The sequence below is a fragment of the Rhodanobacter sp. DHG33 genome (assembly GCF_014843005.1).
In the GTDB taxonomy this organism is placed as follows: Bacteria; Pseudomonadota; Gammaproteobacteria; order Xanthomonadales; family Rhodanobacteraceae; genus Rhodanobacter_A.
The window spans coordinates 288,472-311,194 of the sequence record NZ_JACYXM010000001.1 but is presented as its reverse complement, the minus strand read 5'-3'; the positions used below and the strand labels follow the sequence as shown (position 1 = coordinate 311,194).

Annotated in this window: 21 protein-coding genes and 1 riboswitch; of the genes, 8 read left to right on the top strand and 13 right to left on the bottom strand. The window is 67.9% G+C overall.

The window, feature by feature from the left end; all coding sequences use genetic code 11:
- Positions 1-2 precede the first annotated feature (2 nt).
- Positions 3-701: an HAD family hydrolase gene (locus IHE46_RS01300; RefSeq protein ID WP_192162768.1), complete on the top strand. Its 699-nt coding sequence runs from the start codon at positions 3-5 to the stop codon at positions 699-701.
- Positions 702-832: 131 nt separating this feature from the next.
- On the opposite strand, the gene IHE46_RS01295 is transcribed toward IHE46_RS01300, so the two are convergent.
- Positions 833-2,470, bottom strand: a complete 1,638-nt coding sequence (locus IHE46_RS01295; RefSeq protein WP_192162766.1) for an NAD(P)/FAD-dependent oxidoreductase — start codon at positions 2,468-2,470, stop codon at positions 833-835.
- Positions 2,471-2,711: 241 nt separating this feature from the next.
- On the opposite strand from IHE46_RS01295, the gene IHE46_RS01290 reads away from it, so the two are divergent.
- Entirely contained in the window at positions 2,712-3,575 is an 864-nt protein-coding gene (locus tag IHE46_RS01290; RefSeq protein WP_192162764.1) for an aspartyl protease family protein, read from the top strand.
- Between the two features lie 39 nt (positions 3,576-3,614).
- On the opposite strand, the gene IHE46_RS01285 is transcribed toward IHE46_RS01290, so the two are convergent.
- The 7 genes from IHE46_RS01285 to rmuC all read right to left on the bottom strand — a co-directional run bounded on the left by IHE46_RS01285 (position 3,615) and on the right by rmuC (position 10,159).
- Positions 3,615-4,121 carry a DUF1993 domain-containing protein gene (locus IHE46_RS01285; protein WP_192162762.1) on the bottom strand — a complete coding sequence of 169 codons (507 nt, stop codon included), beginning with the start codon at positions 4,119-4,121 and terminating at the stop codon, positions 3,615-3,617.
- Complete coding sequence (locus tag IHE46_RS01280; RefSeq protein WP_192162760.1) at positions 4,118-5,461, bottom strand: TCR/Tet family MFS transporter; 1,344 nt, start codon at positions 5,459-5,461, stop codon at positions 4,118-4,120. The genes IHE46_RS01285 and IHE46_RS01280 overlap by 4 nt, the downstream gene beginning before the upstream one ends.
- Positions 5,462-5,539: 78 nt before the next feature.
- Complete coding sequence (locus IHE46_RS01275; RefSeq protein WP_192162758.1) at positions 5,540-5,887, bottom strand: hypothetical protein; 348 nt, start codon at positions 5,885-5,887, stop codon at positions 5,540-5,542.
- An 80-nt stretch (positions 5,888-5,967) separates the two neighbouring features.
- Positions 5,968-7,206, bottom strand: coding sequence for a GGDEF domain-containing protein (locus tag IHE46_RS01270; protein ID WP_192162756.1), 1,239 nt, complete (start codon positions 7,204-7,206; stop codon positions 5,968-5,970).
- Between the two features lie 278 nt (positions 7,207-7,484).
- Entirely contained in the window at positions 7,485-8,087 is a 603-nt protein-coding gene (gene folE / locus IHE46_RS01265) for a GTP cyclohydrolase I FolE (protein WP_192162753.1), read from the bottom strand.
- A gap of 48 nt (positions 8,088-8,135) precedes the next feature.
- On the bottom strand, positions 8,136-8,714 hold the full coding sequence (locus IHE46_RS01260) for an FUSC family protein (protein ID WP_192162752.1): 579 nt from the start codon (positions 8,712-8,714) through the stop codon (positions 8,136-8,138).
- Entirely contained in the window at positions 8,711-10,159 is a 1,449-nt protein-coding gene (gene rmuC / locus IHE46_RS01255) for a DNA recombination protein RmuC (RefSeq protein ID WP_192162749.1), read from the bottom strand. The genes IHE46_RS01260 and rmuC overlap by 4 nt, the downstream gene beginning before the upstream one ends.
- A 122-nt stretch (positions 10,160-10,281) precedes the next feature.
- Between rmuC and IHE46_RS01250 the strand changes: the two genes are divergently transcribed.
- The gene (locus IHE46_RS01250; RefSeq protein WP_192162747.1) at positions 10,282-11,475 is read left to right on the top strand and encodes an FAD-dependent oxidoreductase; all 1,194 of its coding nucleotides are present in this window, start codon (positions 10,282-10,284) and stop codon (positions 11,473-11,475) included.
- A 10-nt stretch (positions 11,476-11,485) separates the two neighbouring features.
- Here the strand turns inward: IHE46_RS01250 and IHE46_RS01245 are convergent, their stop codons facing one another.
- The 4 genes from IHE46_RS01245 to metF form a co-directional block, all read right to left on the bottom strand.
- The gene (locus tag IHE46_RS01245; RefSeq protein WP_192162745.1) at positions 11,486-12,661 is read right to left on the bottom strand and encodes a class I SAM-dependent rRNA methyltransferase; all 1,176 of its coding nucleotides are present in this window, start codon (positions 12,659-12,661) and stop codon (positions 11,486-11,488) included.
- A 60-nt stretch (positions 12,662-12,721) separates the two neighbouring features.
- Positions 12,722-13,639: a branched-chain amino acid transaminase gene (locus IHE46_RS01240; protein WP_192162743.1), complete on the bottom strand. Its 918-nt coding sequence runs from the start codon at positions 13,637-13,639 to the stop codon at positions 12,722-12,724.
- Positions 13,640-13,807: 168 nt separating this feature from the next.
- Entirely contained in the window at positions 13,808-14,344 is a 537-nt protein-coding gene (locus IHE46_RS01235; protein ID WP_192162740.1) for a DUF4124 domain-containing protein, read from the bottom strand.
- Positions 14,345-14,373: 29 nt separating this feature from the next.
- Complete coding sequence (gene metF / locus IHE46_RS01230; protein WP_192162738.1) at positions 14,374-15,198, bottom strand: methylenetetrahydrofolate reductase [NAD(P)H]; 825 nt, start codon at positions 15,196-15,198, stop codon at positions 14,374-14,376.
- Positions 15,199-15,332: 134 nt separating this feature from the next.
- Between metF and IHE46_RS01225 the strand changes: the two genes are divergently transcribed.
- The 3 genes from IHE46_RS01225 (at position 15,333) to IHE46_RS01215 (ending at position 17,397) form a co-directional block, all read left to right on the top strand.
- Complete coding sequence (locus IHE46_RS01225; RefSeq protein WP_192162736.1) at positions 15,333-15,890, top strand: DUF3228 family protein; 558 nt, start codon at positions 15,333-15,335, stop codon at positions 15,888-15,890.
- Positions 15,891-16,023: 133 nt separating this feature from the next.
- Positions 16,024-17,184 carry a Fic family protein gene (locus IHE46_RS01220; RefSeq protein WP_192162734.1) on the top strand — a complete coding sequence of 387 codons (1,161 nt, stop codon included), beginning with the start codon at positions 16,024-16,026 and terminating at the stop codon, positions 17,182-17,184.
- A 21-nt stretch (positions 17,185-17,205) separates the two neighbouring features.
- Complete coding sequence (locus IHE46_RS01215; protein WP_192162733.1) at positions 17,206-17,397, top strand: hypothetical protein; 192 nt, start codon at positions 17,206-17,208, stop codon at positions 17,395-17,397.
- A 72-nt stretch (positions 17,398-17,469) separates the two neighbouring features.
- On the opposite strand, the gene ahcY is transcribed toward IHE46_RS01215, so the two are convergent.
- Positions 17,470-18,909: an adenosylhomocysteinase gene (gene ahcY, locus IHE46_RS01210; RefSeq protein WP_192162731.1), complete on the bottom strand. Its 1,440-nt coding sequence runs from the start codon at positions 18,907-18,909 to the stop codon at positions 17,470-17,472.
- A 12-nt stretch (positions 18,910-18,921) separates the two neighbouring features.
- A riboswitch (S-adenosyl-L-homocysteine riboswitch) is annotated at positions 18,922-19,048 on the bottom strand.
- Positions 19,049-19,209: 161 nt separating this feature from the next.
- On the opposite strand from ahcY, the gene ppc reads away from it, so the two are divergent.
- Both ppc and IHE46_RS01200 read left to right on the top strand, forming a co-directional pair.
- Positions 19,210-21,963, top strand: coding sequence for a phosphoenolpyruvate carboxylase (gene ppc / locus IHE46_RS01205; RefSeq protein ID WP_192162729.1), 2,754 nt, complete (start codon positions 19,210-19,212; stop codon positions 21,961-21,963).
- A 60-nt stretch (positions 21,964-22,023) separates the two neighbouring features.
- On the top strand, positions 22,024-22,647 hold the full coding sequence (locus tag IHE46_RS01200; RefSeq protein ID WP_192162727.1) for a TIGR00645 family protein: 624 nt from the start codon (positions 22,024-22,026) through the stop codon (positions 22,645-22,647).
- Positions 22,648-22,723 lie beyond the last annotated feature (76 nt).

Here is a 22,723-nt window from a genome sequence, read left to right as displayed (position 1 = left end):
CCATGCAGGTCGAAGGCATCGAGCAGCCCGCGACGGCGGGCGAAGAGGCGGTTGCGCAGCGCGTGGTGCTGTTCGATTTCGACGGCGTGCTGCTGCACGGCGACGCGTTCGAGCTGTTCATCCGCGACCGCTACCAGCGATCGTTGCTGCGCAAGCTGATGGTGCTGCCCTGCCTGCCGTGGCTGCTGCTGATGCTGCCGTTCTCGCGGCGTCTGGCGGCGCGCACCCTGGTGCATGTCGCGTTGTTCGCCACGGGGGAAAAGCGTTACCAGGCAAAGGCCCAAGCCTTCGCTTCCGGGCTGGTGCAGAACTCGCGCCGCTGCAATCGCGACGCACTGCGCCAGTTGCGCCGCCACCAGCAGGCCGGCGATCGCGTGATCGTGGTTACCGGCTGCGAGCAGGCGCTGGTCGGCAGCATCCTTGGGCAGCTCGGGCTCGGCGATGTCGAACTGCTGGCCTCGCGGCTGCGCCCCGGCTGGTCGGGCATGCGCACCGGCTTCCACAACATCGGCGCGAACAAGCTCAAGGCGTTGTCCGCGCACGGCGTGCGTGCATGGCAGGTCGCCTACACCGATTCGCTGATGGACGTGCCCATGCTCAAGCCTGCCGCCGAGCCGGTGCTGGTCAACGGCACGCCCAAGTTGTGCAAGAAGATGGATGCCGCACTGGGGCGTGTGGTTGGCCGCGTAGAGTGGCAGTGAAGCGCCCGTAAACCGTTCGCGCTGAGCGTGACCCGCGCAGCGGGCGAAGTCGAAGCGTTGCGCCGACTGCCTCGCTACTCAAAGCGCGAGTATCCATATCCGCTCCACGCGTCGCAGCTTCGGCGCTACGCTCAGGATGAACGAGGCGTGGTGATCGCAAGCGCCACCGCCTCCGCCACGCGTATCCCATCCACGGCCGCGGAAAGGATGCCTCCCGCGTAGCCCGCACCTTCGCCGGCCGGGTACAGGCCGTGGGTGTTGAGGCTCTGCAGGTTGTCGTCGTTGCGGCGGATGCGCACGGGCGAGGAGGTGCGTGTTTCCACGCCGGTGAGCATGGCGTCGGGCAGCGCGTAGCCGCGGATCTGGCGGTCGAAGGCGGGGATCGCGGCGCGTATCGACGCCACCGCGTAATCGGGCAGTGCGGTAGAAAGATCGGTGAGCCGCACGCCCGGCTTGTACGAGGGCTGCACTTCGCCGATGGCGCGCGACGCCTTGCCGGCCAGGAAGTCGCCCACGCGCTGGCCCGGTGCGCTGTAGTCGCCACCACCCATCTCGAAGGCGTGAGTTTCCCAGTGCCGCTGCAATGCGATGCCGGCCAGCGGCCCTTCGCCGTAGGCTGCGTAGTCGGCGGGGCGGATGTCGCAGACCAGCGCCGCGTTGGCGTTGCGCTCGTTGCGCGAATACTGGCTCATGCCGTTGGTGACCACGCGGCCGGGTTCGCTGGTGGCTGCTACCACGGTGCCGCCGGGGCACATGCAGAAGCTGTACACCGAGCGGCCGTCCTTGCCGTGGTGCACCAGCTTGTAGTCCGCTGCGCCGAGGATGGGATGGCCGGCCTGCGGGCCGAAGCGCGCCTGGTCGATCAGCGACTGCGGGTGCTCGACGCGGAAACCGATCGAGAACGGCTTGGCTTCCACGTAGACGCCGCGCGCGTGCAGCATCTCGAAGGTATCGCGCGCGCTGTGGCCCAGCGCCAGGACGACATGGTCGCCGCGCAGCTCGCCGCCGTCGGCGAGCCGCACGCCGCGCACGCGGCGTGCGCCGTGCGCATCGGTTTCGACCAGTAGATCATCCACGCGCTGCCCGAAGCGGATCTCGCCGCCCAGTGCCTCGATGCTTTCGCGCAGGTTCTCCACCATCGTCACCAGCCGGAACGTGCCGATGTGTGGCTTGCTGACATAGAGGATCTCTTCCGGCGCGCCGGCCTTCACGAATTCGGTCAGCACCTTGCGGCCGTGGTGCTGCGTGTCGCGGATCTGGCTGTGCAGCTTGCCGTCGGAGAACGTGCCCGCGCCGCCCTCGCCGAACTGCACGTTGGAATCGGGGTGCAGGTTGCGCTTGCGCCACAGGTCCCAGGTGTCCTGGGTGCGCTCGCGCACGGCCTTGCCGCGCTCCAGCACGATGGGGCGGAAGCCCGACTGCGCCAGGATCAGCGCCGCGAAGATGCCACAGGGGCCGAAGCCGATCACGATGGGACGATGCTCCAGCTTCGCCGGCGCCTGTGCTACGAAGTGGTAGCTGGTGTCAGGCGTGGGCTGCACGTGGCGATCATCGGCGTGGCGCGCCAGCAGGGCGGCTTCGTCGGTCACTTCCACATCCAGCGTGTAGATCAGCGCGATCGCGCCGCGCTTGCGCGCGTCGTAGCCGCGGCGGAACACGGCGAACCCGCGTAGCGCTTCGGGCGCGATGCCGAGCTTCGCGTGGATCGCGGCAGGAAGGGCTTCCGCCGGGTGGTCCAGCGGGAGCTTGATGTCAGTGAGGCGCAGCATGCGGTAGGCCGGCAGGGGCAGGCTGCGATTTTCGCATGTCGCTACGCAATGCGTGGCGGATCATGCGGCGAGGGCGCCCCGGCATGCGCTCGGATCGCATGCCCGGGCGCGCAAATGCGGCTGGTCGCCGGGATACGGGCGCAACGGCCCCTGACTTCGAGCACATGGCACGGGCCGGACGGCCAGCGCAGTATGCGGGCGTCGTGCCGTCGACGGCACGAAAAGACGCAGGAGAGTCATCGTGCGGAAGAAGCTTCTGGCTCATGCACTCGCTTCGTTCGGTCTCATGGCGGCTTGGGGTGCCGCGCAGGCTTCGACTTCAACGCCGGTGACGATAAAGCTGGAGCCCTATCTGGGTTCGGCACTGGCGTTGCGGGCCGAAGTGCACGGTCATCAGGGACTGTTCCTGTTCGATACGGGTGGCGGAGTCACGATCATCAGCCCGGATTTCGCCAAGGCTGTCGGCTGCACGCCATGGGGCAGGATCTCGGGATTCCGGATGACCGGGGAGCGCCTGGACTTCCAGCGTTGCGATAACCTGACATTCGACGTCGCGGGCGTATCCATGAAAGCCCCGGAAGCCGGCGTGTTCGACATCATGAACCTGGTTCCCAAGGATGCGCCGCGTCTGGACGGTTCGCTCGGGCTTGATCTGTTCGCCGGCCGTGCGATCACCTTCGATGCGTCCGGACGCACGCTCACGATCGAAAGCGCCGAAAGCCTGAAGGCGCGCATGCGCCATGCCCGAGAAGTCCCGATCCGTCTGGTGCGGGATGCCGAGGGCGTGGCGCTGACCGTCGACGTCGGCGTGCCGACGCCGAAGGGCATGGCGTGGATGGAGCTGGATTCGGGAAATGCGGGCGGGGCTTACATCGTTGCGAAATACCTGGCTCCGATGTTCCGGCTCGATCCCGGCAAGAGCAGCCCGCAGCCGGTGCGGTTCGAGGTGGCTGGCGGTATTCCGGTCGAAGGAAAGGCGCTGGCGCTCGACCTGATCAAGGACGGCAACCTCGGGGCGCCGTTCTTCAAGCAGTGGGTACTGACCGTGGATCTCGCCTCGGGCCGTGCATGGCTATCGCATGGCGCCCAGGGGAGCGCACCCTAGCGGCGGCGACAGGGTGCCGCCGCCGCGCTTTCGGCGTCGTCAGATGTCGCCGATGAAGTCGCTCTTGCCGATCTCCACGCCCATGCTGCGGAACAGGTTGTAGGTAGTGGCGCAGTGGAAATACAGGTTGGGCAGGATGAACTGCAGCAGGTAGGACTGGCCGGGCATCTCCTGCTCGCCGCTGCGCATCTTGAGGCGAATCGTGCGGCTTTCGCTGCCGTCGATCTGTTCGGCCTTGAACGACTGCGCATAGGCGATGGCGCGGTCGACGCGGCTGTACACCTCGGCCATCGTCGCCTCGTTGTCCTCGAAGCTCTTCGGCTCCTCGCCGGCAAGGCGGGCGCTGCCGCGGCAGGCCATGTCGCAGGCGATCTGCACCTGCTTCACCAGCGGCAGCATGTCGGGGATCAGGCGCGTCTGCAGCAGCACGGCATCGGCGACGTTCTTGGCCTTGGCGTGCGCTTCGCCTTTCTGCAGAACGTGACGCAGATTGGTGAGTGCACGGACGAAGACGGGGACGCTGGCCTGGTACATGGAGAGACTCATGGGATTTGCTCCGGGGGGTGGGAGGAAGCGATTTCGGGTGCCAGCACATCACCAAGGGCCGAGTGTGCAGCGGGAGCCGTGGCCTCGCCGGCGGAAGCGGGAGTCGTGACGGCATGGCGGGTGGCGCGGATCGCCACCAGCGTCGCCACCACCAGCAGCATGGCGGCCAGCACGAAGGCCGCACCCGGCAGGTGACGTACCGGCGCATGGTCGCTGATGAACAGTGCGAACAGGTTGGCGAACATCGCAGGGCCGAAGATGCCGGCGAGGCTGGCCAGGCTGGTGAGTGCGCCCTGCAGGCGGCCCTGTTCGTGCGGATCGACCTGGTGGGTCATGATCGATTGCGCCGGCGGCCCGGCGAGGCCGCCAAGACAGAACACCGGAATCGCCAGCAGGAACAGCAAGGGAGTAGGCGCCAAGCCGAACGCAAGATAGCCCACGACGCACAGCGCCAGGCCGACCAGGATCATCCGCCGCTCGCCCAGCTTCGGCATCAGCCGGCGCACCAGCACCGCCTGCACCAGTCCGCTGCACAAGCCCACCAGGCTCAGCGTGTAGCCCACGGCCTGTGGCCCCCAGCCGAAGCGGTAGTCGGTGAACAGCACATAGGTGGAGTTGAGCGAAAACTGCGCAAGGTTGAGCAGGAAGAACACCGCGGCCAGCGCGAACACCTGCGGATAGCGGCGCAGCAGCACCACCGCGCCGAACGGGTTGGCGTGGCGCCAGTCGAAGCGCGGCGAGCGGCGTTCCTTGGGCAGCGACTCGGGCAGCACGAACCAGCCGTAGCAGAAGTTGAGCAGCGACAGGCACGCCGCCGTCCAGAAGGGCAGGCGCAGGTGCCAATGGCCAAGGAAACCGCCCAGCGCGGGCCCGATGATGAAACCGATGCCGAACGCCGCGCCAAGCATACCGAACGCCGCGGCACGTTTCTTCTTCGGCACGACATCGGCGATATAGGCGTTCGCGGTAGAAAAGCTCGCGGCGCAGGCGCCCGAGAACAGGCGTCCCACGAACAGCAGCCACAGCGTCGGCGCCAGCGCCATCACGATGAAATCCACGCCGAGGCCGAAGCTGGAAATCAGGATCACCGTGCGGCGGCCAAAGCGGTCCGACAGCGCACCTTGCACCGGCGAAAACACGAACTGCATGGTCATGAAGAAGGCGGCAAACCAGCCCACCCACGAGGCCGCCTTGGCGATGTCGCCGCCGATCAGGCCTTCGATCAGATGCGGCAGCACCGGGATGATGATGCCGAACGCCAGCATGTCCAGCATCACGGTGACGAAGATGAAGGTCAGGGCGGCGCGGCGTTGCGGCGTGTGTTCTGCGGGCGTGTTCATGGCGTGGGATGCGACGGCGGACGCGGAACGATAGCGCATCGCCGTGCGGCGCGTGCCAGGGGCAACGCGGGGTGGCCTTCAGCCTGGCGGTGCCGTGAGCTCCTGCGCGTCGAGGCAGCCGTTGCGATGGCGGTCCAGTCTGCGGAACTGGCGCCGCAGGTTGTCCTGCCATTCCTTCAGCGTTACCGGCTTGCCGTGGCCGCCGGGGAGCTCGTCCGGTTCCAGTACGCCGTCGTGGTTGCGGTCCATCTGCTCGAAGCCACGGCTCATGTAGGCCACGTATTCGGCCTCGCTCACACAGCCGTTGCCGTCCGTGTCGAATTGCCGCAGGTAGGCGTTGCGCGAATCCTGCGCCGCCGACGCGAGCGGCAGCAGCAGGCACAGTGCAGCGAGGCAGTGGCGAAGGTGGCGAGGGGCAGGCGGCATGCGCGGCAGTGTGCGGCATGTCGCACGGTCACGTCGAGGGCGATGCAACTCGCTTGCCGGCGACGTGCGCGCGGTGGCCGCTAGCTTTCCGTAGGCGAGTTCGATGCCGTCTGCGGCGAATCGCTGGCCGAACCGGGCAGGACCGGCGAGGCGTCGTCTATGGCGGCGACGACACGGTTGCGCCCGGTGCGTTTAGCATCGTAGAGCGCCCTATCCGCGCGTTGGATCAGGTCGTCCACGCTGGCGTCCTCGGGCCGGTACGCGGCGATGCCGACGGAAATGGTGACGCCTGAAACCGCAGCGTCGGGCACGAGCTGCATGGCGGCGACGGCCATGCGCAGCTGCTCGGCCAATGCCATGGCCTCGGCCACGCCCGTGCCGGGCAGCAGGGCAAGGAATTCCTCGCCACCCATGCGGCCCAGCACGGCCGGTGGCTGCAGCCGCCAGCGGATGCCGACGGCCAGTGCCGCCAGCACGCTATCGCCGGTGACATGGCCGAAATTGTCGTTGATGCGCTTGAAGTGGTCGACGTCGATAACCAGCGCGGCCAGCGTGTTGGGGCGATCCGTTTCACGGAACAGCCGCTGGGACTCCTCATCCAGCGCGAGGCGGTTCAACGTGCCGGTTAGCGGGTCGATGCGCGCCAGCCGATGCAGCTCGGCCTGCACTGTCTCGTTATACATCAGCAGGAAGCCGATGCTGGCCAGCACCGGTTCCACCGCGCTATAAATCATCTCCAGCGTGTTAGCTGGCGAGCGTGCCAGCAGCCCTGTGGCGGCATCGGGGCGGAATGCCATTTCGCTCAGCCGTGCGCCCCACGCTGCCAATGCGCCCAGCAACACCAGCAGCATCACCCGCTGCGCGGTCGAGCCGCCGCGGCGCAGTGCGTGGCGCAGTGGCCACACCAGCAACAGCAGGTAGATGCCAAGCGCAAGTGTCGCGATGTACACGCGCATGCGGTAGTCGGGCATGACCATGCCGAACCAGATGATGCCAAGCCAGCCGGCTGCACCGATGACCAGCAGCAGGGCACGGTGCTGCGGCACGTCCAGCAGCAGACGCAGCGCGCGCGTGGTCTCGGCATAGGAGACCATCAGCAGGCCGTTGGCGAGCACGATCGACAGCCAGTCGCTGGCGTGCCCACGCAATCCCATCAGTACCCAGCCCGATGCCTGCAGCAGCAGCACCGTGCCCCAGATGCGCAGGCTGGTGCGCGCGATACCGGAGAAGGCCCGCGTGGCGGCGAGCAGCAGGGGCGCCAGCAACAGCGCCTGCAGGGCGCCGAACAAGGCGATGGTGGCCAGATCAATATGCAGCACGGTATCCGGTGAGGAAGGCGAGGCCGGAACGGCGATGGTACCCCGGCGCGCCGCGGTTATCGTCCGTGGTCAGGAATGCCTAGGAGCCGGCTTGCGGTCTCCGCATGGCCATGGACGCGTTGCCGTGGCCGCCATGCAACAGCGAGCAGAGCCTTATGGACGCGCATCATCACGCGCGTCCATGGGCCTTCCCCGAGTGTTTTCGCTCTACCTTGGCCCGCGAGCAGATGCCGCAGACATCTTCCGGCACGCGGCGCCCGGAGCAGGCCGGCAGGCTCTCAGCGCACGCCGCCGTGGATGCCGATGAATTGCAGGAACTCGGCGCGCGTGCGCGCGTCGTCGCGGAACGCGCCCAGCATCTGGCTGGTGACCATCGACACGCCGCGCTTGTGCACGCCACGCGTGGTCATGCATTCGTGGCTGGCGTCGACCACCACCGCCACGCCGGCCGGCTGCAGGTTTTCCTGGATGCAGTTGGCGATCTGCGCGGTAAGTTTCTCTTGCACCTGGAAGCGGCGCGCATAGCCTTCCACCACGCGGGCCAGCTTGCTGATGCCGACCACGCGACAGGTGGGCAGGTAGCCGACGTGGGCACGGCCGATGATGGGAGCCATGTGATGCTCGCAATGGCTCTCGAATTCGATGTCGCGCAGCACGACCATCTCGTCGTAGCCCTCCACTTCCTTGAAGGTGCGGCGCAGGTAGTCGCCCGGGTCTTCGTCGTAGCCGGAGAACCAGTCGCGGTAGGCCTTCACCACGCGCTTGGGCGTGTCCAGCAACCCTTCGCGCGCGGGGTCCTCGCCGGCCCAACGCAGCAGGGTGCGCACGGCCTCCTCGGCCTGTTGCTGGGTGACGCCGTCATCGGCTGGATGCTTGCTCATGGGGAATTCCGGGGATGAGACGAAGCCGCATTTTAGCGGTTTCGCGGGTCAGGTCGTCGGTGATGTGCCAAACAGGCGACGGTCCAGCGCGTTGAACACCGCGCTCACCAGCAGCGCGGCGATGGCGCCCAGCGTGACCTCGCCCAGCCGGAACAGCGCGAATTGCCAGAACGCGCCCTGGTGCGGCACCAGCATGATGATCGTGGTGGTGGTGCCGCTGATGCGGCCGGCCGCGCCCAGGTTGAAGGCCGAGCACAGCACCATGCCGATCATCACCGCCAGTACGTAGGCCAGGTAGTGGTCGTGCCCCAGCGTGGCGACGGCCATGCCGATCAAACCGCCGACCATGGCGCCGAGGAACTGGTCGCGCGAGGAATTGCGCACGTCGGTATAGCTGCTCTGGCTCACCGAGATGGCGGTGATCGCGGCCCAGTAGCCCTGCTCCAGGCCCAGCGCAAGCGCGCCGAAATAGCCCAGGCTGGCGGCCAGCACCGCACGCAGCGCATGCGTCAGGCCGATCAGCAGGCGGTCGCGCGGCGGCAGCGCCTTCCACAACCACTGCACCTGGTCGGTCAGCGCGCCGAGCTGGCGGTGGTGTTCGGCGAGCGGGCGCTGCGGTTCGCTCATGCGTCGTCTTCCGTCTCGTTGTCGCCCTCGACATCGACCGTGGCGTCGCCGAGCAGGCGGGTCGCGTCCTCGCCGGACAGCGATTCGACGCCGCGCAGCCGCCGCTCGATCGTGCGCGTCTTCTTGCCTGCGTCGCCGATGCTCTTGCTCACCGTATTGAGCTGGCGTTCGGCCTTCTCCAGGATGTTGGCGAATTTGCCGAACTCGCTCTTCACCGCGCCGAGCAGCTGCCATACCTCGCTGGATCGCTGCTGGATCGCCAGGGTGCGGAAACCCATCTGCAGGCTGTTGAGCAGCGCGCTCAGCGTGGTGGGACCAGCCACGGTGACGCGATGCTCGTGCTGCAGCGTCTCGAACAGGCCGGGTCGCCGCAGCACTTCGGCGTACAGGCCTTCGGTAGGCAGGAACAGGATCGCGAAGTCGGTGGTGTGCGGTGGCGCCACGTATTTGGCGCGGATGGTCTTGGCCTCCTCGCGCACGCGGCGTTCCAGCGCGAGCGCGGCGAGGTTGGCGGCATCGGCGTCGGCACGCTCCTGTGCGTCCAGCAGGCGCTCGTAGTCCTCGCGCGGGAACTTGGCGTCCACCGGCAGCCATACCGGGTGCTCGCGATCGGCGCCAGGTAGGCGGATGGCGTACTCCACGCGGTCGGCCGAGCCGGGCACGGTGGCCACGTTGGCCTCGTACTGGTCGGTGATCAGCAACTGCTCAAGCAGCGCGCCGAGCTGCACCTCGCCGAGGATACCGCGCGTCTTCACATTGCCCAGCACGCGCTTCAGGTCGCCCACCCCGGTGGCCAGCGTCTGCATCTCGCCGAGGCCGCGCTGCACGGCCTCCAGCCGCTCGGAGACCAGCTTGAACGACTGGCCCAGCCGTGTTTCCAGCGTGGACTGCAGCTTCTCGTCGACGGTGGCGCGCATCTTTTCCAGTTGCGCTGCGTTGTCTTCGCGCAGGGTCTTGAGCTGGCTTTCCAGCGAGCCGCGCACATCGTTCATGCGCTGCTCGTGCTGTGCGCCGAGCGCGGTGAGGCGCTGCTGCTGCTGCTCGCCGAAGCGGGTCAAGGCCTGCACCAGTTCCTCGCGGCTCTTGCGCGCGTCTTCGTTGAGTCGCTGCGACAGCGATTCCAGGCCGGTGCGCGTGCTGTCGGTGAGCGTGCCGAGGCGCTGGCCGAATTCGCCGATGCGTTCGGCCTGCTGGCGCGACATGCCATCGAGCTGTTCGTTGACGTGCCCGCGGAAACGTTCGAAGCCCTGCTGCAGCTCCTCGCGGCCGCCGCGCTGTTCGTCGCGCAATGTCCGTTGCAGGCGCTCGTTGTCGTCCTTCAGCGCGTCCAGCCGCGCATGCAGGCCGGCATCGCCGCGGCCGCGCAGCAGCAGCGCCAGCTGCAGGGCCAGCAGCAACAGCACGAGCACGACGAGGACGATGAGCAGGATTTCGCTGGCAGGCATGGCGGCTTTCGCATGGAACGGTCTGCATCAGTGTACGTCCTGCGGTCGCAGGCCTTGCGACTTCACATCGCATTCGCTGCGGGTGCGGATGATGGGCGGGTCGTTTCGCGAGGGAGCCGGCCATGGAACACGTGCACGATTACCTGATCGTCGGCGCCGGCATGGCCGCCGATGCGGCGGCGAAGGCGATCCACGATGTCGATGCGGCGGCAGACATCGGCATGGTCGGCGAGGAAGCCGTGCCGCCGTACCAGCGGCCGCCGTTGTCCAAGGCGCTGTGGAAAGGCGACAAGCAGGTGGCCGACATCGATCTGGGCACTGCGGTGAGTGGTGCGAAACTGTATCCGGAGCGGCGCATCGTGGCGCTGGATTGCGCGGCGCACGTGGTGCGCGACGCGCAGGGCGACAGCTACCGCTACCGCCGCCTGCTGCTTGCGACCGGTGCCACGCCGCGGCGGCTGCCGTTCGAGGGTGGCGACCGCGTCATTCATTTCCGCACGCTGCGCGATTACGAAAATCTGCGGCATTTCGCCCGGCCCGGTGCGGAGATCGCCGTGATCGGCGGCGGCTTCATCGGTGCCGAGCTGGCTGCGTCGCTGTGCGGGGCAGGCTGCAAGGTGAGCATGCTGTTTCCGGATTCGCACATCGGCGCCGGCCGCTACCCCGATGGCCTTTCGCATTATCTGGACGACTACTACCGCCGGCACGGCGTGGACGTGCGCAGTGGCGTGCGGGTGAGCGGCGGAAGGCCCATCGACGGCGGCGTGGAGCTGAGCCTGTCCGACGGCAGCCTGCTGCGGGTGGAGGCCGCCGTGGCCGGCCTCGGCGTGACGCCGAACACCGCCCTGGCCGAGCAGGCGGGCCTCAAGGTGGACAACGGCATCGTGGTGGACGCCCAACTGCGCAGCGACGGTCCCGACATCTGGGCCGCCGGCGACGTCGCCAATTTCTACAACCCCGCGTTGGACCGGCGCCTGCGCGTGGAACACGAGGACGCCGCCATCAGCATGGGGCGCCATGCCGGCCGCGCGATGGCCGGGATCGCCGGCAGCTACGACACGCTGCCGTTCTTCTACTCCGACCTGTTCGACCTGGGCTACGAAGCCGTCGGCCTGCTCGACACCCGGCTGCAGGTGGTCGAGGACTGGCGCGAGCCGCACCGCGAAGGCGTGGTGTATTACCTGGAACATGGCCGCGTGCGCGGCGTGCTGCTGTGGAACACCTGGGACCAGGTGGATGCGGCGCGCGCCTTGATCGCCGATCCCGGCCCGTTCGATGCCGCGTCGCTGAAAGGGCGCCTGCCGAAGGGCAAGTAAACCGGCGCCCTCACTCCACCCGGCAGAACACCGCCTTGAGGTAGCGGCTCTCCGGCACGTCGGTGCGCACCGGGTGGTCGGCGCCGGCGCCGCGCACTTCGAGTATCTGGATCTCGCGGCCGGCGTTGATCGCCACGCGGCGCAGCATTTCGAGGAAATCCGCCTCGCTGACCAGGCCGGTGCAGGAACAGGTGAGCAGCAGACCGCCGGGCGGGATCACGTCGAGCGCGAGGCGGTTCATCGCGAAGTATTTCTTCAGCGCATCGAACACCTTGTTGCGGTCGCGGGTGAGCTTGGCGGGGTCGAGGATCACCGCGTCGTATTTCTCGCCGCGCGTCACGGCCGCACGCAGCCAGTCGAAGATGTCGGCCTGCTGGAAATCCACCGCCGTGTGGTTCGCCGAGGCATTGGCCCGGGCGATGTCGAGGATGCCCGCGTCCATATCCACGCCCACCGCTTCGCGCGCGCCGGCGGCCATCGCGTGCACGGCGAAGCCGCCGGCGTTGCAGCACAGGTCGAGCACGCGGCGGCCGCGCGCCAGTTCGGCGAAGCGCCGGCGGTTGTCGCGCTGGTCGGCGAAGAAGCCGGTCTTGTGCCCTGCGCCGGGTGCGGCATGAAAGGCGAGGCCGTGCTCGTGCACCGCCACGGGCGCAGGCGGCTCGCTGGCGCGGCAGTCGAAGGATTCCTGCTTCTGCACGTGCGTTTCGGCAAAGCCGTAGATGCGCGCGCCGGGGAAATGCGCAAGCAGCGCGTCGCGGATCGCGTCGCGGAATTTCCACATGCCGGCGGCGAAGTATTCGACCACCAGGATGTCGGCGTAGCGGTCCACGATCAGGCCGCTGAGGCCGTCGCCTTCGCTGTGGATCACGCGCCAGGCGTCGGTGGACTTGTCCAGTTCCAGCAGTTCGCGGCGCAAGCGCACGGCGCGATCGATGCGCGCAGCGATCCAGTTTGCGTCGACTATCTCGGCGGGATCGGCGGTGAGCAGGCGCAATGCGATGCGTGCATGGCCGTTCCAGAAGCCGCGGCCGACGAAGCGGTCCTTCGCGTCCACCACGTCCACCACGCTGCCCGGCGGGATGCGCCCCTCGGGCTTGTGCACCTGCGCCGACCACACCCAGGGGTGGCCGGGCGTGCGGTCGGACTTCAGGCGGATGACGGGAAGGGCGGATGCGGTGTCGGTCATCCGCACATGATAGCGGCTTGCAACCCGCGCTCCCCCGGAAAACCGGGGGAGGGCCAGGGATCAGACCGGTTCCAGCCAGCCCCACTTGTCGTGGGTCTTGCCGTTGAACAGGCCGAAGTACAGTTCCTGGATGCGGCGGGTGACGGGGCCGGCGTGGCCGGCACCGACCTGTTTGCCGTCGACTTCGCGGATCGGGGTGACTTCGGCGGCGGTGCCGCACATGAACACTTCGTCGGCGAGGTAGAGGTATTCGCGCGGCAGATCGCGCTCGATCACCTCGATGCCGTCCTCGCGCGCCAGCGTGATCAGCGAATGGCGGGTGATGCCGGTGAGGATGGACGCGCTGGCCGGCGTGGTGTGCAGCGCGCCGTCGAACACCAGGAAGATGTTCTCGCCCGCACCTTCGCTGAGCAGGCCGGTGGAAGCCAGCGCGATGCCTTCGCCGAAGCCCATGCGGCGCGCTTCGCGCGCGATCAGCTGGCCGGAGAGGTAGTTGCCGCCGGCCTTGGCGCCGGCCGGAATGGTGTTGGGTGCGAAACGCTGCCAGCTCGACACGCACGCGGTGATGCCCTTCTCCAGCGCCTCCGGCCCGAGGTAGGGGCCCATCGGCCATGCGGCCACGGCCACGTCGATCGGCGTTTCCGCGGAGAGGCCGAAGCCGCCCAGGCCACGCCACGCCACCGGGCGCAGGTAGGCGGCGGAGAGGCCGTTCTTCTTCACCACGTCACGGCAGGCGGCGGCGATCTGGTCGCGCGTGTACGGCAGCGCCATGTCGTAGATCTTGGCCGAGTGGAACAGGCGGGTGAGGTGGTCGGTGAGGCGGAAGATCGCCGCGCCGTCCGGCGTGACGTAGCTGCGGATGCCTTCGAACACCGAGGAGCCGTAATGCAGCGCATGCGACATCACGTGGGTGGTGGCCTCGGCCCACGGCTTGATCGCGCCGTTCTGCCAGATCCATTCGGGGTACTGCTGCGCCATGGGAACTCTCCGTGGGGGACTGCCCATGATAAACCGCGCCCCTGCCTGCCGATATTTGCGGCGCAGCATGCGGGCTCGTTCATCCGTGCGGGGAGCGGCCGTGGCCGCGCTTCCCAAGTCCTTGCGACCGCCGTGGGCGGAGCCGCTCTCGCTTCCGTGGCGCGCCGGTCAGTCGGCGTAGCGCAGCCAGAGGCAGCCGGCCTGGCGGGTGATGGCGAAGCTGGCGCGGTTGCCGCCGTCGGTGCGCAGCTGGAGTTCGCTGGCGGGCGGCGTCGGTGCCGGCGAGGGGTTGTCGCCAGGGTCGTCGTCCCGTTCGTTGTCGAAGTGGATTTCCAGCAGCGGTTGCCGCACCAGTTGCGCCAGCGCGCGCAGGTCGTCGACTGCCGACCGGCTGCCGTAGCCGTGCCAAAGCATCAGTCCGGCGAGCTGGTTGGGGTCGCGCGCGGCGAAGGCGTCGATCACGCGCTGCCGCAGTTCGGTCGCGGTGGAGGCACAGCGCTGCAGTGGCACGGGTGCATCGGGCATGGCCGTGCCCGGCGTCGATGACGGTGCCTGTACCGGCGTGGCCTGTTGCGACGTACAGGGCTGGTCGGTGAACACGGGGTTGCCGTGCGCATCCACGCAGCGGTGGATGGCATCCTGCGCCCGCGCCGTCAGGGCGAAGGTGCAGAGCGTCAGCAGCAGGAGCAGGGCGAGGGTGCGCATCGCGCCAGCATAGCGGCGCCGGTCGCGGATCAGCCCAGTTGTTCCAGCACGGCGCGCGTGGCGCGGGCGCGGTTGAGCGTGTAGAAGTGCAGCGCCGGCGCGCCGCCGTCCAGCAGGCGGCGGCACAGCTGCGCCACCACTTCCGCGCCCAGCGCACGCACCGACGCGGCATCGTCGCCGTGCGCCTGCATGCGCTTGGCGATCCAGCGCGGGATCTCCGCGCCGCAGCCGTCGGAGAAGCGCTTCAGCTGCGTGAAGTTCGCGATCGGCATGACGCCCGGCACGATCGGTACGCACACGCCAAGCCGGTGCGCGTCCTCCACGAAGCGGAAATAGGCGTCGGGGTTGAAGAAATACTGGGTGATCGCGCCGTTCGCGCCGGCGTCCACCTTGGCCTTGAAGTGGCGCAGGTCGGCCAGGGCGTCGTCGGCCTGCGGATGGGTTTCCGGGTAGGCCGCCACTTCGATGTGGAAGTGGTCGCCGGTGTGTTCGCGGATGAAGCGCACCAGTTCGGCGGCATAGCGGAAGTCGCCTGCGCTGGCCATGCCGGAGGGCAGGTCGCCGCGCAACGCCACGATGCGGCGATAACCCGCGGCCTTGTAGCCGTCGAGCAGGGCGCGGATCTCCGCGCGCGTACCGCCCATGCAGGACAGGTGCGGCGCGACCGTGTAGCCGTGCGCCGCATGCAGGTGCGCCACGGTGTCGCCGGTGTAGCTCAGCGTGGAGCCGCCGGCACCGAAGGTCACCGAGGCGTATTCGGGCTGCCAGGCCCGCAGCGCCTGCGCGGCCTGATCCAGCTGGGCGCGCTGCTCGTCGGTTTTGGGCGGGAAGAATTCGAAGCTGATGGCGGGCATGGGGTCACCGGCGAAGGTTTCCGGTGATTTTATACGTTCATCGCGATGAAAAGATAGACGTCTAAATGCCGCGGGCGGCCGAGCGGGTCCCGCAAGGCCATGCGTTAGGCTGTCGTTTTGCCATCGGCTACGCCATGACCATCGTCCTCACTCCCTTTGCGCGCGCCCGACTGTTCCCGCGCGAGCCGCGGGGGAACACCATCCAGGACTGCACACCCGAGGAGTTCGAGCGCCGTCTCAACGACGAGGCGCCGTTCAAGCTGCTCGACGGCTACGCGCCGTTCTGCAAGCTGCACGTGCACCGCAACTGGACGTCCACGCGCTGCCTTACCGCGCCGATCACCGACGCCAATCGCCACCTGCTGCGCTCCGCCTACGAGGCGCGCACCAAGGCCGAACTGCCGGTGCTGGTGCGCTGGTTCGAAGGCGTGCAGCCGCCGGTCGCGAACTGGCTGGTGGTCATCCTCTACAGCCGCGAGCAGCTCGCGAAGGAGGGCGAGCCCATCGAGGCCGACTGGGGCATCGTCGGCTGCATCTACACCCTGGAGCCGGAAGAAATCCCGATGGCGCCGATCACCATGCTGCGCAACGCGCTGGGCGTGGAAGAGGGCGGCTCCGGCGTGCCGCTGGACCGCGAGGCCTACCGCCGCGCGGTGGCCTTCTGGGAGAGCAACGCGAACTGGCGCCCGTAACTGCATCTTGCCGTCTGGTGCCGGGCGGCTTCGAAAGTGGGCTTTCGATCCTTGTTATGCTTTGAAAGTATTCGGGCATTTTCTTTCAATGTTCGATAGACTTTGAAAAAGATGCTTTCAAAGCGGGGAGTAGATGAAGGCTGCAGACTTCCATGCGCCGCAAGCCGGTCGGGTCGTGCGCACGGCAGCGGGCCACCCGGCCTTCGTGCCGGCGCCGCTGCCGCCGGAACTGGCATTCGATCTCGACTTGGTGCGTGTGTTGTCGCGTGCTGATGCGGCCCTGAGCGAACTGTCCGGGCACGGCGCGCTGTTGCCCAACCCGCACCTGCTGATCGCGCCGTATCTGCGTCGCGAGGCGGTGTTGTCCTCGCGCATCGAGGGAACGCAGACGAGCCTGGCCGACCTGCTCGCCGACGAGGCCGGCCAGGACTCGCACGTTGCGCCGGACGACGTGCGCGAGGTGCGCAATTACGTGACCGCGCTCGAACATGGCGTGCAGCGTCTCGGCGCCTTGCCGCTGTCGCTGCGGCTGGTGCGCGAGCTGCACGAAACGCTGCTGCAGGGTGTGCGCGGCAACCAGGCCACTCCGGGCGAGTTCCGCGCGCGGCAGAACTGGATCGGACCGCCCGGCAGCACGGAGGCCACGGCGACTTATGTGCCGCCGCCGGTTCCGGAAATGAAGCAGGCATTGGCCGACTGGGAGAAATTCCTGCACCAGCGCGACACACTGCCCGAACTTGTGCAATGCGCGCTGATGCACGAGCAGTTCGAGACGATCCATCCGTTCCTCGACGGAAACGGCCGCGTCGGGCGCCTGCTGATTACATTGTTCCTGATCGAGCGCGGGCGCCTTTCGCAGCCGCTGCTGTACCTGTCCGAATACATCGAGCGCCACAAGCAGGGCTATTACGACGCCCTGCAGCGCGTGCGTACGCACGGCGCATGGAGCGAATGGCTGCGCTACTTCCTCGAAGGCGTGTGCTGGAGCGCCGCGCGCGCCGCGCGCCAGGCGCGCGAACTCATGGCATTGCGCGAGCAGCTGCGGCGCAAGGTCGCCGAGGCGCCGAAGTCGCTGGCACTGATCGACGAACTGTTCGTCAACCCCTACATCAATACCGCCCGCGCCAAGGGCATCCTCAACGTCACCGATCCGACCGCGCGCAGCGCCATCGCGGTGCTCGAAAAGGCAGGCATAGTGCGTGAAGCCACCGGCCGCGCCTGGGGCAAGATGTACTTGGCGCAGGGAGTCTTGAAGGCGATCGAGCAACCGAAGGACGATGATGAAGAACACTGACGAGGGCAACGCATGTCAGATTTGACCTGGCTCGGCGACCGCAAGGCGCGGCTGACCGCGCGCCACGTGCCGTACCGCTTGCGTGAAAAGGATGCCATCGGAAAGGTTTGGGCCGCTTCGAGCGACAAGCGTTGCGTATTCCTGATGGCCACCGATGCGAAGACCGCGGGCAAGCCGGTATCGCTACAGTTGCGCGATGCGATAGAAAGTTGAGCTACGTTGGACACAACGAAAACGGGCGCCTCGCGGCGCCCGTTTTGTTTCAGCCATAGCGAAGGCCATTGCTCAGTAGCGGTAGTGGTCCGGCTTGTACGGGCCTTCCACCGGCACGCCGAGGTAGGCGGCCTGCTCGGCGCTGAGCGTGGTGAGCTTCACGCCGATCTTCTCCAGGTGCAGGCGCGCGACTTCCTCGTCCAGCTTCTTGGGCAGGATGTAGACCTTGGCGGCGTACTTGTCCTTGTTCGCCCACAGGTCGATCTGGGCCAGCGTCTGGTTGGAGAAGCTGTTGCTCATCACGAAGCTGGGGTGGCCGGTGGCGCAGCCCAGGTTCACCAGGCGGCCTTCGGCGAGCAGGAAGATCGCATTACCGTTCTTGAAGGTGTACTTGTCCACCTGCGGCTTGATGTTGAGGCGCTCGGCACCGGAAGCGTTCAGCGCATCGACCTGGATCTCGTTGTCGAAGTGGCCGATGTTGCAGACGATGGCCTGGTCCTTCATGCCCTGCATGTGCGCGAGCGTCAGCACATCCTTGTTGCCGGTGGTGGTGACGTAGATGTCGCCGCGGCCCAGCGTGCTCTCGACGGTGTTGACCTCGAAGCCTTCCATCGCCGCCTGCAGCGCGTTGATCGGATCGATCTCGGTGACCACCACGCGGGCGCCGTAGGCACGCAGCGAATGCGCGCAGCCCTTGCCCACGTCGCCGTAGCCGCAGACCACGGCCAGCTTGCCGGCCAGCATCACATCCATCGCGCGCTTCAGGCCGTCGGCCAGCGATTCGCGGCAGCCGTACAGGTTGTCGAACTTGCTCTTGGTCACCGAGTCGTTGACGTTGATCGCGGGCACCAGCAGCTTGCCGGCCTCGGCCAGCTGGTACAGGCGGTGCACGCCGGTGGTGGTTTCCTCGGACACGCCCTTCCAGTCGGCGACCACGCGGGTCCAGTAGCCGGGACGCTCCTTGGCGACGCGCTTCAGCAGGTTCTTGATGACCTGCTCCTCGTGGCTGCCGGAGGCGCTGTTGACCCAGCTCTCGTCGCCCTTTTCCAGCTCGTAGCCCTTGTGGATCAGCAGCGTCACGTCGCCGCCGTCGTCCACCACCAGCTGCGGGCCGAGGAAGCCGCCCTTGCCGTCGGGGAAGGACAGCGCGTCCAGCGTGCAGTCCCAGTATTCCTCCAGCGTCTCGCCCTTCCACGCGAACACCGGCGTGCCGGTCTTGGCGATGGCGGCGGCGGCGTGGTCCTGCGTGCTGAAGATGTTGCACGAGGCCCAGCGCACGTCGGCGCCGATGTCCTTCAGCGTCTCGATCAGCACCGCGGTCTGGATCGTCATGTGCAGCGAGCCGGTGACGCGCACGCCCTTGAGCGGCGTGGAGGCGGCGTACTTGCGGCGGATCGACATCAGACCGGGCATTTCGTGCTCGGCGATGTCGAGCTCCTTGCGGCCGAAATCGGCGAGGCCGATGTCGCGGATCTTGTAGTCGTGCTGGCTTTCTTTGAGTGCGGCGTTCATCGTGGATCTCCGGATGATTGAGCGCCGTTGCAAAGTCATGCCGTCGAGCCTGGCCATTGGAATGAGCCGTCTGCACGAGATGTGCAGGCCGTTGCGGACGGGTCCGCATTCACCGATGGTCGCAGCGCCCCTCGACGGGGAAACGCAAGTATAGCTTCGCGCTCTCCTCGCGTCCTTCGCGGGCCGTGTGCCCGCAAAACCGGGGCGCGATGAAAGAAAGTCATATGCGGCACCGCACCAAATCCGGTCGAATATGCGTTAGGCTCGGAAATCCATCCCCTGCGAGCCGATGTCGTCACGATGAACGCTTCCCGCAGTCCCGAGCCCGCCTTGCCCGATGCGCAGCTGCGCGACGACGTGCGCCGGCTCGGCGCCCTGGTTGGCCGCATGCTGGCCGAGCAGGGCACCCAGGCCTTCCTCGACGAAGTGGAGCGCATACGCATCGCCGCCATCGCGCGCCGGCACGAAGGCGCGCCGCTGGCCACGCTGACCGCGCCGCTGGCCGGACTCGACGCGACGCACGCGGAAGCCCTGGCGCGCGCCTTCGCCACCTACTTCAACGCGGTGAACATCGCCGAGCGCGTGCATCGCATCCGCCGCCGCCGCGACTATCAGCGCGAAGGCGGCGCGCCGCAGCCGGAATCGCTGCGCGACGTGCTGGAGCGCTTGAAGGCGCAGGGCGTGACGGCGCAGGAACTGCTCGACTGGCTGCTCAGGCTGGAAGTGGAGCCGGTGTTCACCGCGCACCCCACCGAGGCGGTGCGCGCTTCGCTGCTGGAGAAGGAACAGGCCATCGTGCGCGCGCTGGTGGACGGCTTCGACGCCGGCCGCACGCCGCAGGAGCGCAGCGAGGACGAGGAGCGCATCCACATGGCGCTCACCGCCGGCTGGCAGACCGCCGAGGCTTCGCCGCTGCGGCCCAGCGTGCAGGACGAACGCGAGCACGTTGGCTTCTACATCGCCGATCCGATCTACCGCATCGTGCCCGCGTTGTACGAGGCGCTGGCCGATGCGCTGCAGGCGGTGTACGGCGTGGCGGTGCCGCTGCCGCGGCTGCTCTCTTTCGCCACCTGGGTGGGCGGCGACATGGACGGCAATCCCAACGTGGGCGCCGACACCATCGCCGCCAGCCTCGCCAGCCAGCGCACACAGATACTGGACCGCTACATCGGCGACGTCGCCGCGCTGGCGCGCCTGCTCAGCCAGACCGACAGCCGCGTGCAGGTCGACCCGCACCTGCGCCGACGCCTGGACGAGATGCGCGAGCGCTACCCGCAGGCGGCGTCGCACATCAAGCCGCGCCATGCCGACATGCCTTACCGCAGCTTGCTCACCGTGATCGGCGCGCGGCTGGAAGCCACGCACGAGGACGGGAACCCCGAGGCCTACGCCGGCGCCGACGAACTGCGCGGCGACCTCGAGCTGATCGCCGCCAGCCTCGTCGACCATCGTGGACTGCATGCGGGCGCCTACGCGGTGCAGCGTCTGATCTGGCGCGTGCGCAGCTTCGGCTTTCATCTCGCGCGGCTCGATGCGCGGCAGGACTCGCGCGTGCACGACGACGCGCTGGGCGCGCTGTTCAACGATGCCGAATGGCCGCAGCGCAGCGTGGACGAGCGCGTGGCCGCCCTGCACGAGCACCTGCGGGGCGAGCGCGATTTCGTCGCCAGCGAAGACAGCGTGGCGACCTCGCTGCGCGCGGTGTTCGCCGCCCTGAGCGATGCGCGCCGCCGCTACGGCAAGGAAGCCACCGGCCTCTACATCATCAGCATGGCGCGCTCGGCCGCCGACGTGCTGGCGGTGCTGGCGCTTGCAAGGCACGGCGGATTGATCGAGGCGGCGCAGACTTCTCCCTCTCCCCTCCGAGGAGAGGAGGCGAACGCAAAGAGTCGCGTCCCGTTGGACATCGCGCCGCTGTTCGAGACCATCGACGACCTCAAGAACGCGCCGGCCACGCTGCGTGCCCTGCTGGCCGATCCGCTGTACCGCGCGCATCTTGCCGCGCGCGGCGATCGCCAGTGGGTGATGTTGGGCTACTCCGACAGCGGCAAGGACGGCGGCACGCTGGCCTCGCGCTGGGGCCTGCAGCGGGCGCAGGTGGAGTTGCTCGAGGTGGCGCGCGAGTACGCCATCACGCTGGCGTTCTTCCACGGCCGCGGCGGTTCGGCGAGCCGCGGCGGCGCGCGCATCACGCCTGCGCTGCTGTCTTCGCCGCGCGGTTCGGTGGCGGGCCGGCTGCGCGTCACCGAGCAGGGCGAGGTGATCCATCGCAAGTACGGCATCCGCGCGCTGGCGCTGCGCAACTTCGAACAGACCGTGGGTGCCGTGCTGCGCGCCAGCCTGCGTCCGCGCGACGAAGACCCGCGCGAGACGCCATGGCGCGAACGCATGCATGCGCTGTCGGCGCGCAGCCGGCAGGCCTATCGGGCGCTGGTCGAGCGCGACGGCTTCGTGGACTACTTCCGCACGGTCACGCCCATCGACGTGATCGAGCGCATGGCGCTGGGTTCGCGCCCCTCGCGTCGGCGCAGCATGCGCGGCGTGGAGGATCTGCGCGCGATCCCGTGGGTGTTCGCGTGGACGCAGTGCCGCTCCATCATCACCGGCTGGTACGGCCTCGGCAGCGCGCTGGAATGGGGCGCGGCCGAATACGGCGAGCAGGCGCTGGCCGAAATGGCGAGCGACTGGCCGTTCTTCGCCAACGCACTGGACGACATGGAGATGCTGCTCGCCAAGTGCGACCTCGACATCGCCGAGGCGTTCTCGCAGCTGGCGGGCGACCTGCACGAACCGTTCTTCGCGCTGATCCGCGCGGAATTCGAGCGCAGCCGTCACTGGCTGCTCAGGCTCAAGGGCGCGGGCGAACTGCTGCAGGGCGATGCGCGCCTCGCCGCGTCGATCCGCCTGCGCAACCCCTACATCGATCCGATGAGCCTGCTGCAGGTCGACCTGCTCGGCCGGTGGCGCGCGGGCGACCGTCAGGACGATGCCCTGCTGCGCGCGCTGGTGAGTTGCGTCAACGGTGTGGCGCAGGGGCTGCAGAACACCGGTTGAGCAGGGCTTGGCAGCTCCTCGGCGCGCCCGCTAGGCTGGCGCATCAACCGGGAGCCTCCCATGTCCGATCGTCCCGTACCCAAGCTCGGCCCGCTGCCCCTGCTGATCTTCAACGCGCGCTGGCTGCAGTTGCCGCTCTACCTCGGCCTGATCGTGGTGCAGTGCGTCTACGTGTTCCTGTTCGGCAAGGAACTTTGGCACCTCATCAACCATGCGTCGAAGATGGGCGAGCAGGAGATCATGCTGATCGTGCTCGGCCTGATCGACGTGGTGATGATCTCCAATCTGCTCATCATGGTGATCGTGGGCGGCTACGAGACCTTCATCGCCCGCCTCGGGCTGGAGGACCATCCCGACCAGCCGGAGTGGCTGAGCCACGTCAACGCCTCGGTGCTGAAGGTGAAGCTGGCCATGGCGATCATCGGCATTTCTTCGATCCACCTGCTGAAGACCTTCATTGCCGCCGGCGCGCTGCAGGGCTTGCCGTTCTGTTCGCCAGCGGAACTGGCGGCCATCGCCGAGAGCAGCGATGCCGCCACCGGACTGCAGTGCGCCACGCTCACCCCGGTGGGCGTGATGTGGCAGACCATCATCCACTCGGTGTTCATCCTCTCGGCCGTCGGCATCGCGTGGACCGACCGCATCATGCAGGTCGGCCTGCAGCGGCAACGCGGCGCGCACTGATCTGACCGCGGTCGGGCGTCCGTTTGCGGACGTGCCGATCCGGATGCGGACGGCGCCTCGCCGCGATCGTCCTTCG

What these genes read in the sequence shown, in the direction of transcription:
- IHE46_RS01300 (WP_192162768.1), top strand. Translation starts at nt 3, where the DNA reads ATGCAGGTCGAAGGCATCGAGCAGCCCGCGACGGCGGGCGAAGAGGCG.
- ppc (WP_192162729.1), top strand. Translation starts at nt 19,210, where the DNA reads ATGAACGCTTCCCGCAGTCCCGAGCCCGCCTTGCCCGATGCGCAGCTG.
- IHE46_RS01235 (WP_192162740.1), bottom strand. Translation starts at nt 14,344, where the DNA reads ATGCGCACCCTCGCCCTGCTCCTGCTGCTGACGCTCTGCACCTTCGCC.
- IHE46_RS01275 (WP_192162758.1), bottom strand. Translation starts at nt 5,887, where the DNA reads ATGCCGCCTGCCCCTCGCCACCTTCGCCACTGCCTCGCTGCACTGTGC.
- IHE46_RS01240 (WP_192162743.1), bottom strand. Translation starts at nt 13,639, where the DNA reads ATGGCGCAGCAGTACCCCGAATGGATCTGGCAGAACGGCGCGATCAAG.
- rmuC (WP_192162749.1), bottom strand. Translation starts at nt 10,159, where the DNA reads ATGCCTGCCAGCGAAATCCTGCTCATCGTCCTCGTCGTGCTCGTGCTG.
- IHE46_RS01285 (WP_192162762.1), bottom strand. Translation starts at nt 4,121, where the DNA reads ATGAGTCTCTCCATGTACCAGGCCAGCGTCCCCGTCTTCGTCCGTGCA.
- IHE46_RS01225 (WP_192162736.1), top strand. Translation starts at nt 15,333, where the DNA reads ATGACCATCGTCCTCACTCCCTTTGCGCGCGCCCGACTGTTCCCGCGC.
- IHE46_RS01295 (WP_192162766.1), bottom strand. Translation starts at nt 2,470, where the DNA reads ATGCTGCGCCTCACTGACATCAAGCTCCCGCTGGACCACCCGGCGGAA.
- metF (WP_192162738.1), bottom strand. Translation starts at nt 15,198, where the DNA reads ATGCCCGCCATCAGCTTCGAATTCTTCCCGCCCAAAACCGACGAGCAG.
- IHE46_RS01200 (WP_192162727.1), top strand. Translation starts at nt 22,024, where the DNA reads ATGTCCGATCGTCCCGTACCCAAGCTCGGCCCGCTGCCCCTGCTGATC.
- IHE46_RS01250 (WP_192162747.1), top strand. Translation starts at nt 10,282, where the DNA reads ATGGAACACGTGCACGATTACCTGATCGTCGGCGCCGGCATGGCCGCC.
- ahcY (WP_192162731.1), bottom strand. Translation starts at nt 18,909, where the DNA reads ATGAACGCCGCACTCAAAGAAAGCCAGCACGACTACAAGATCCGCGAC.
- IHE46_RS01260 (WP_192162752.1), bottom strand. Translation starts at nt 8,714, where the DNA reads ATGAGCGAACCGCAGCGCCCGCTCGCCGAACACCACCGCCAGCTCGGC.
- IHE46_RS01280 (WP_192162760.1), bottom strand. Translation starts at nt 5,461, where the DNA reads ATGAACACGCCCGCAGAACACACGCCGCAACGCCGCGCCGCCCTGACC.
- IHE46_RS01220 (WP_192162734.1), top strand. Translation starts at nt 16,024, where the DNA reads ATGAAGGCTGCAGACTTCCATGCGCCGCAAGCCGGTCGGGTCGTGCGC.
- IHE46_RS01245 (WP_192162745.1), bottom strand. Translation starts at nt 12,661, where the DNA reads ATGACCGACACCGCATCCGCCCTTCCCGTCATCCGCCTGAAGTCCGAC.
- folE (WP_192162753.1), bottom strand. Translation starts at nt 8,087, where the DNA reads ATGAGCAAGCATCCAGCCGATGACGGCGTCACCCAGCAACAGGCCGAG.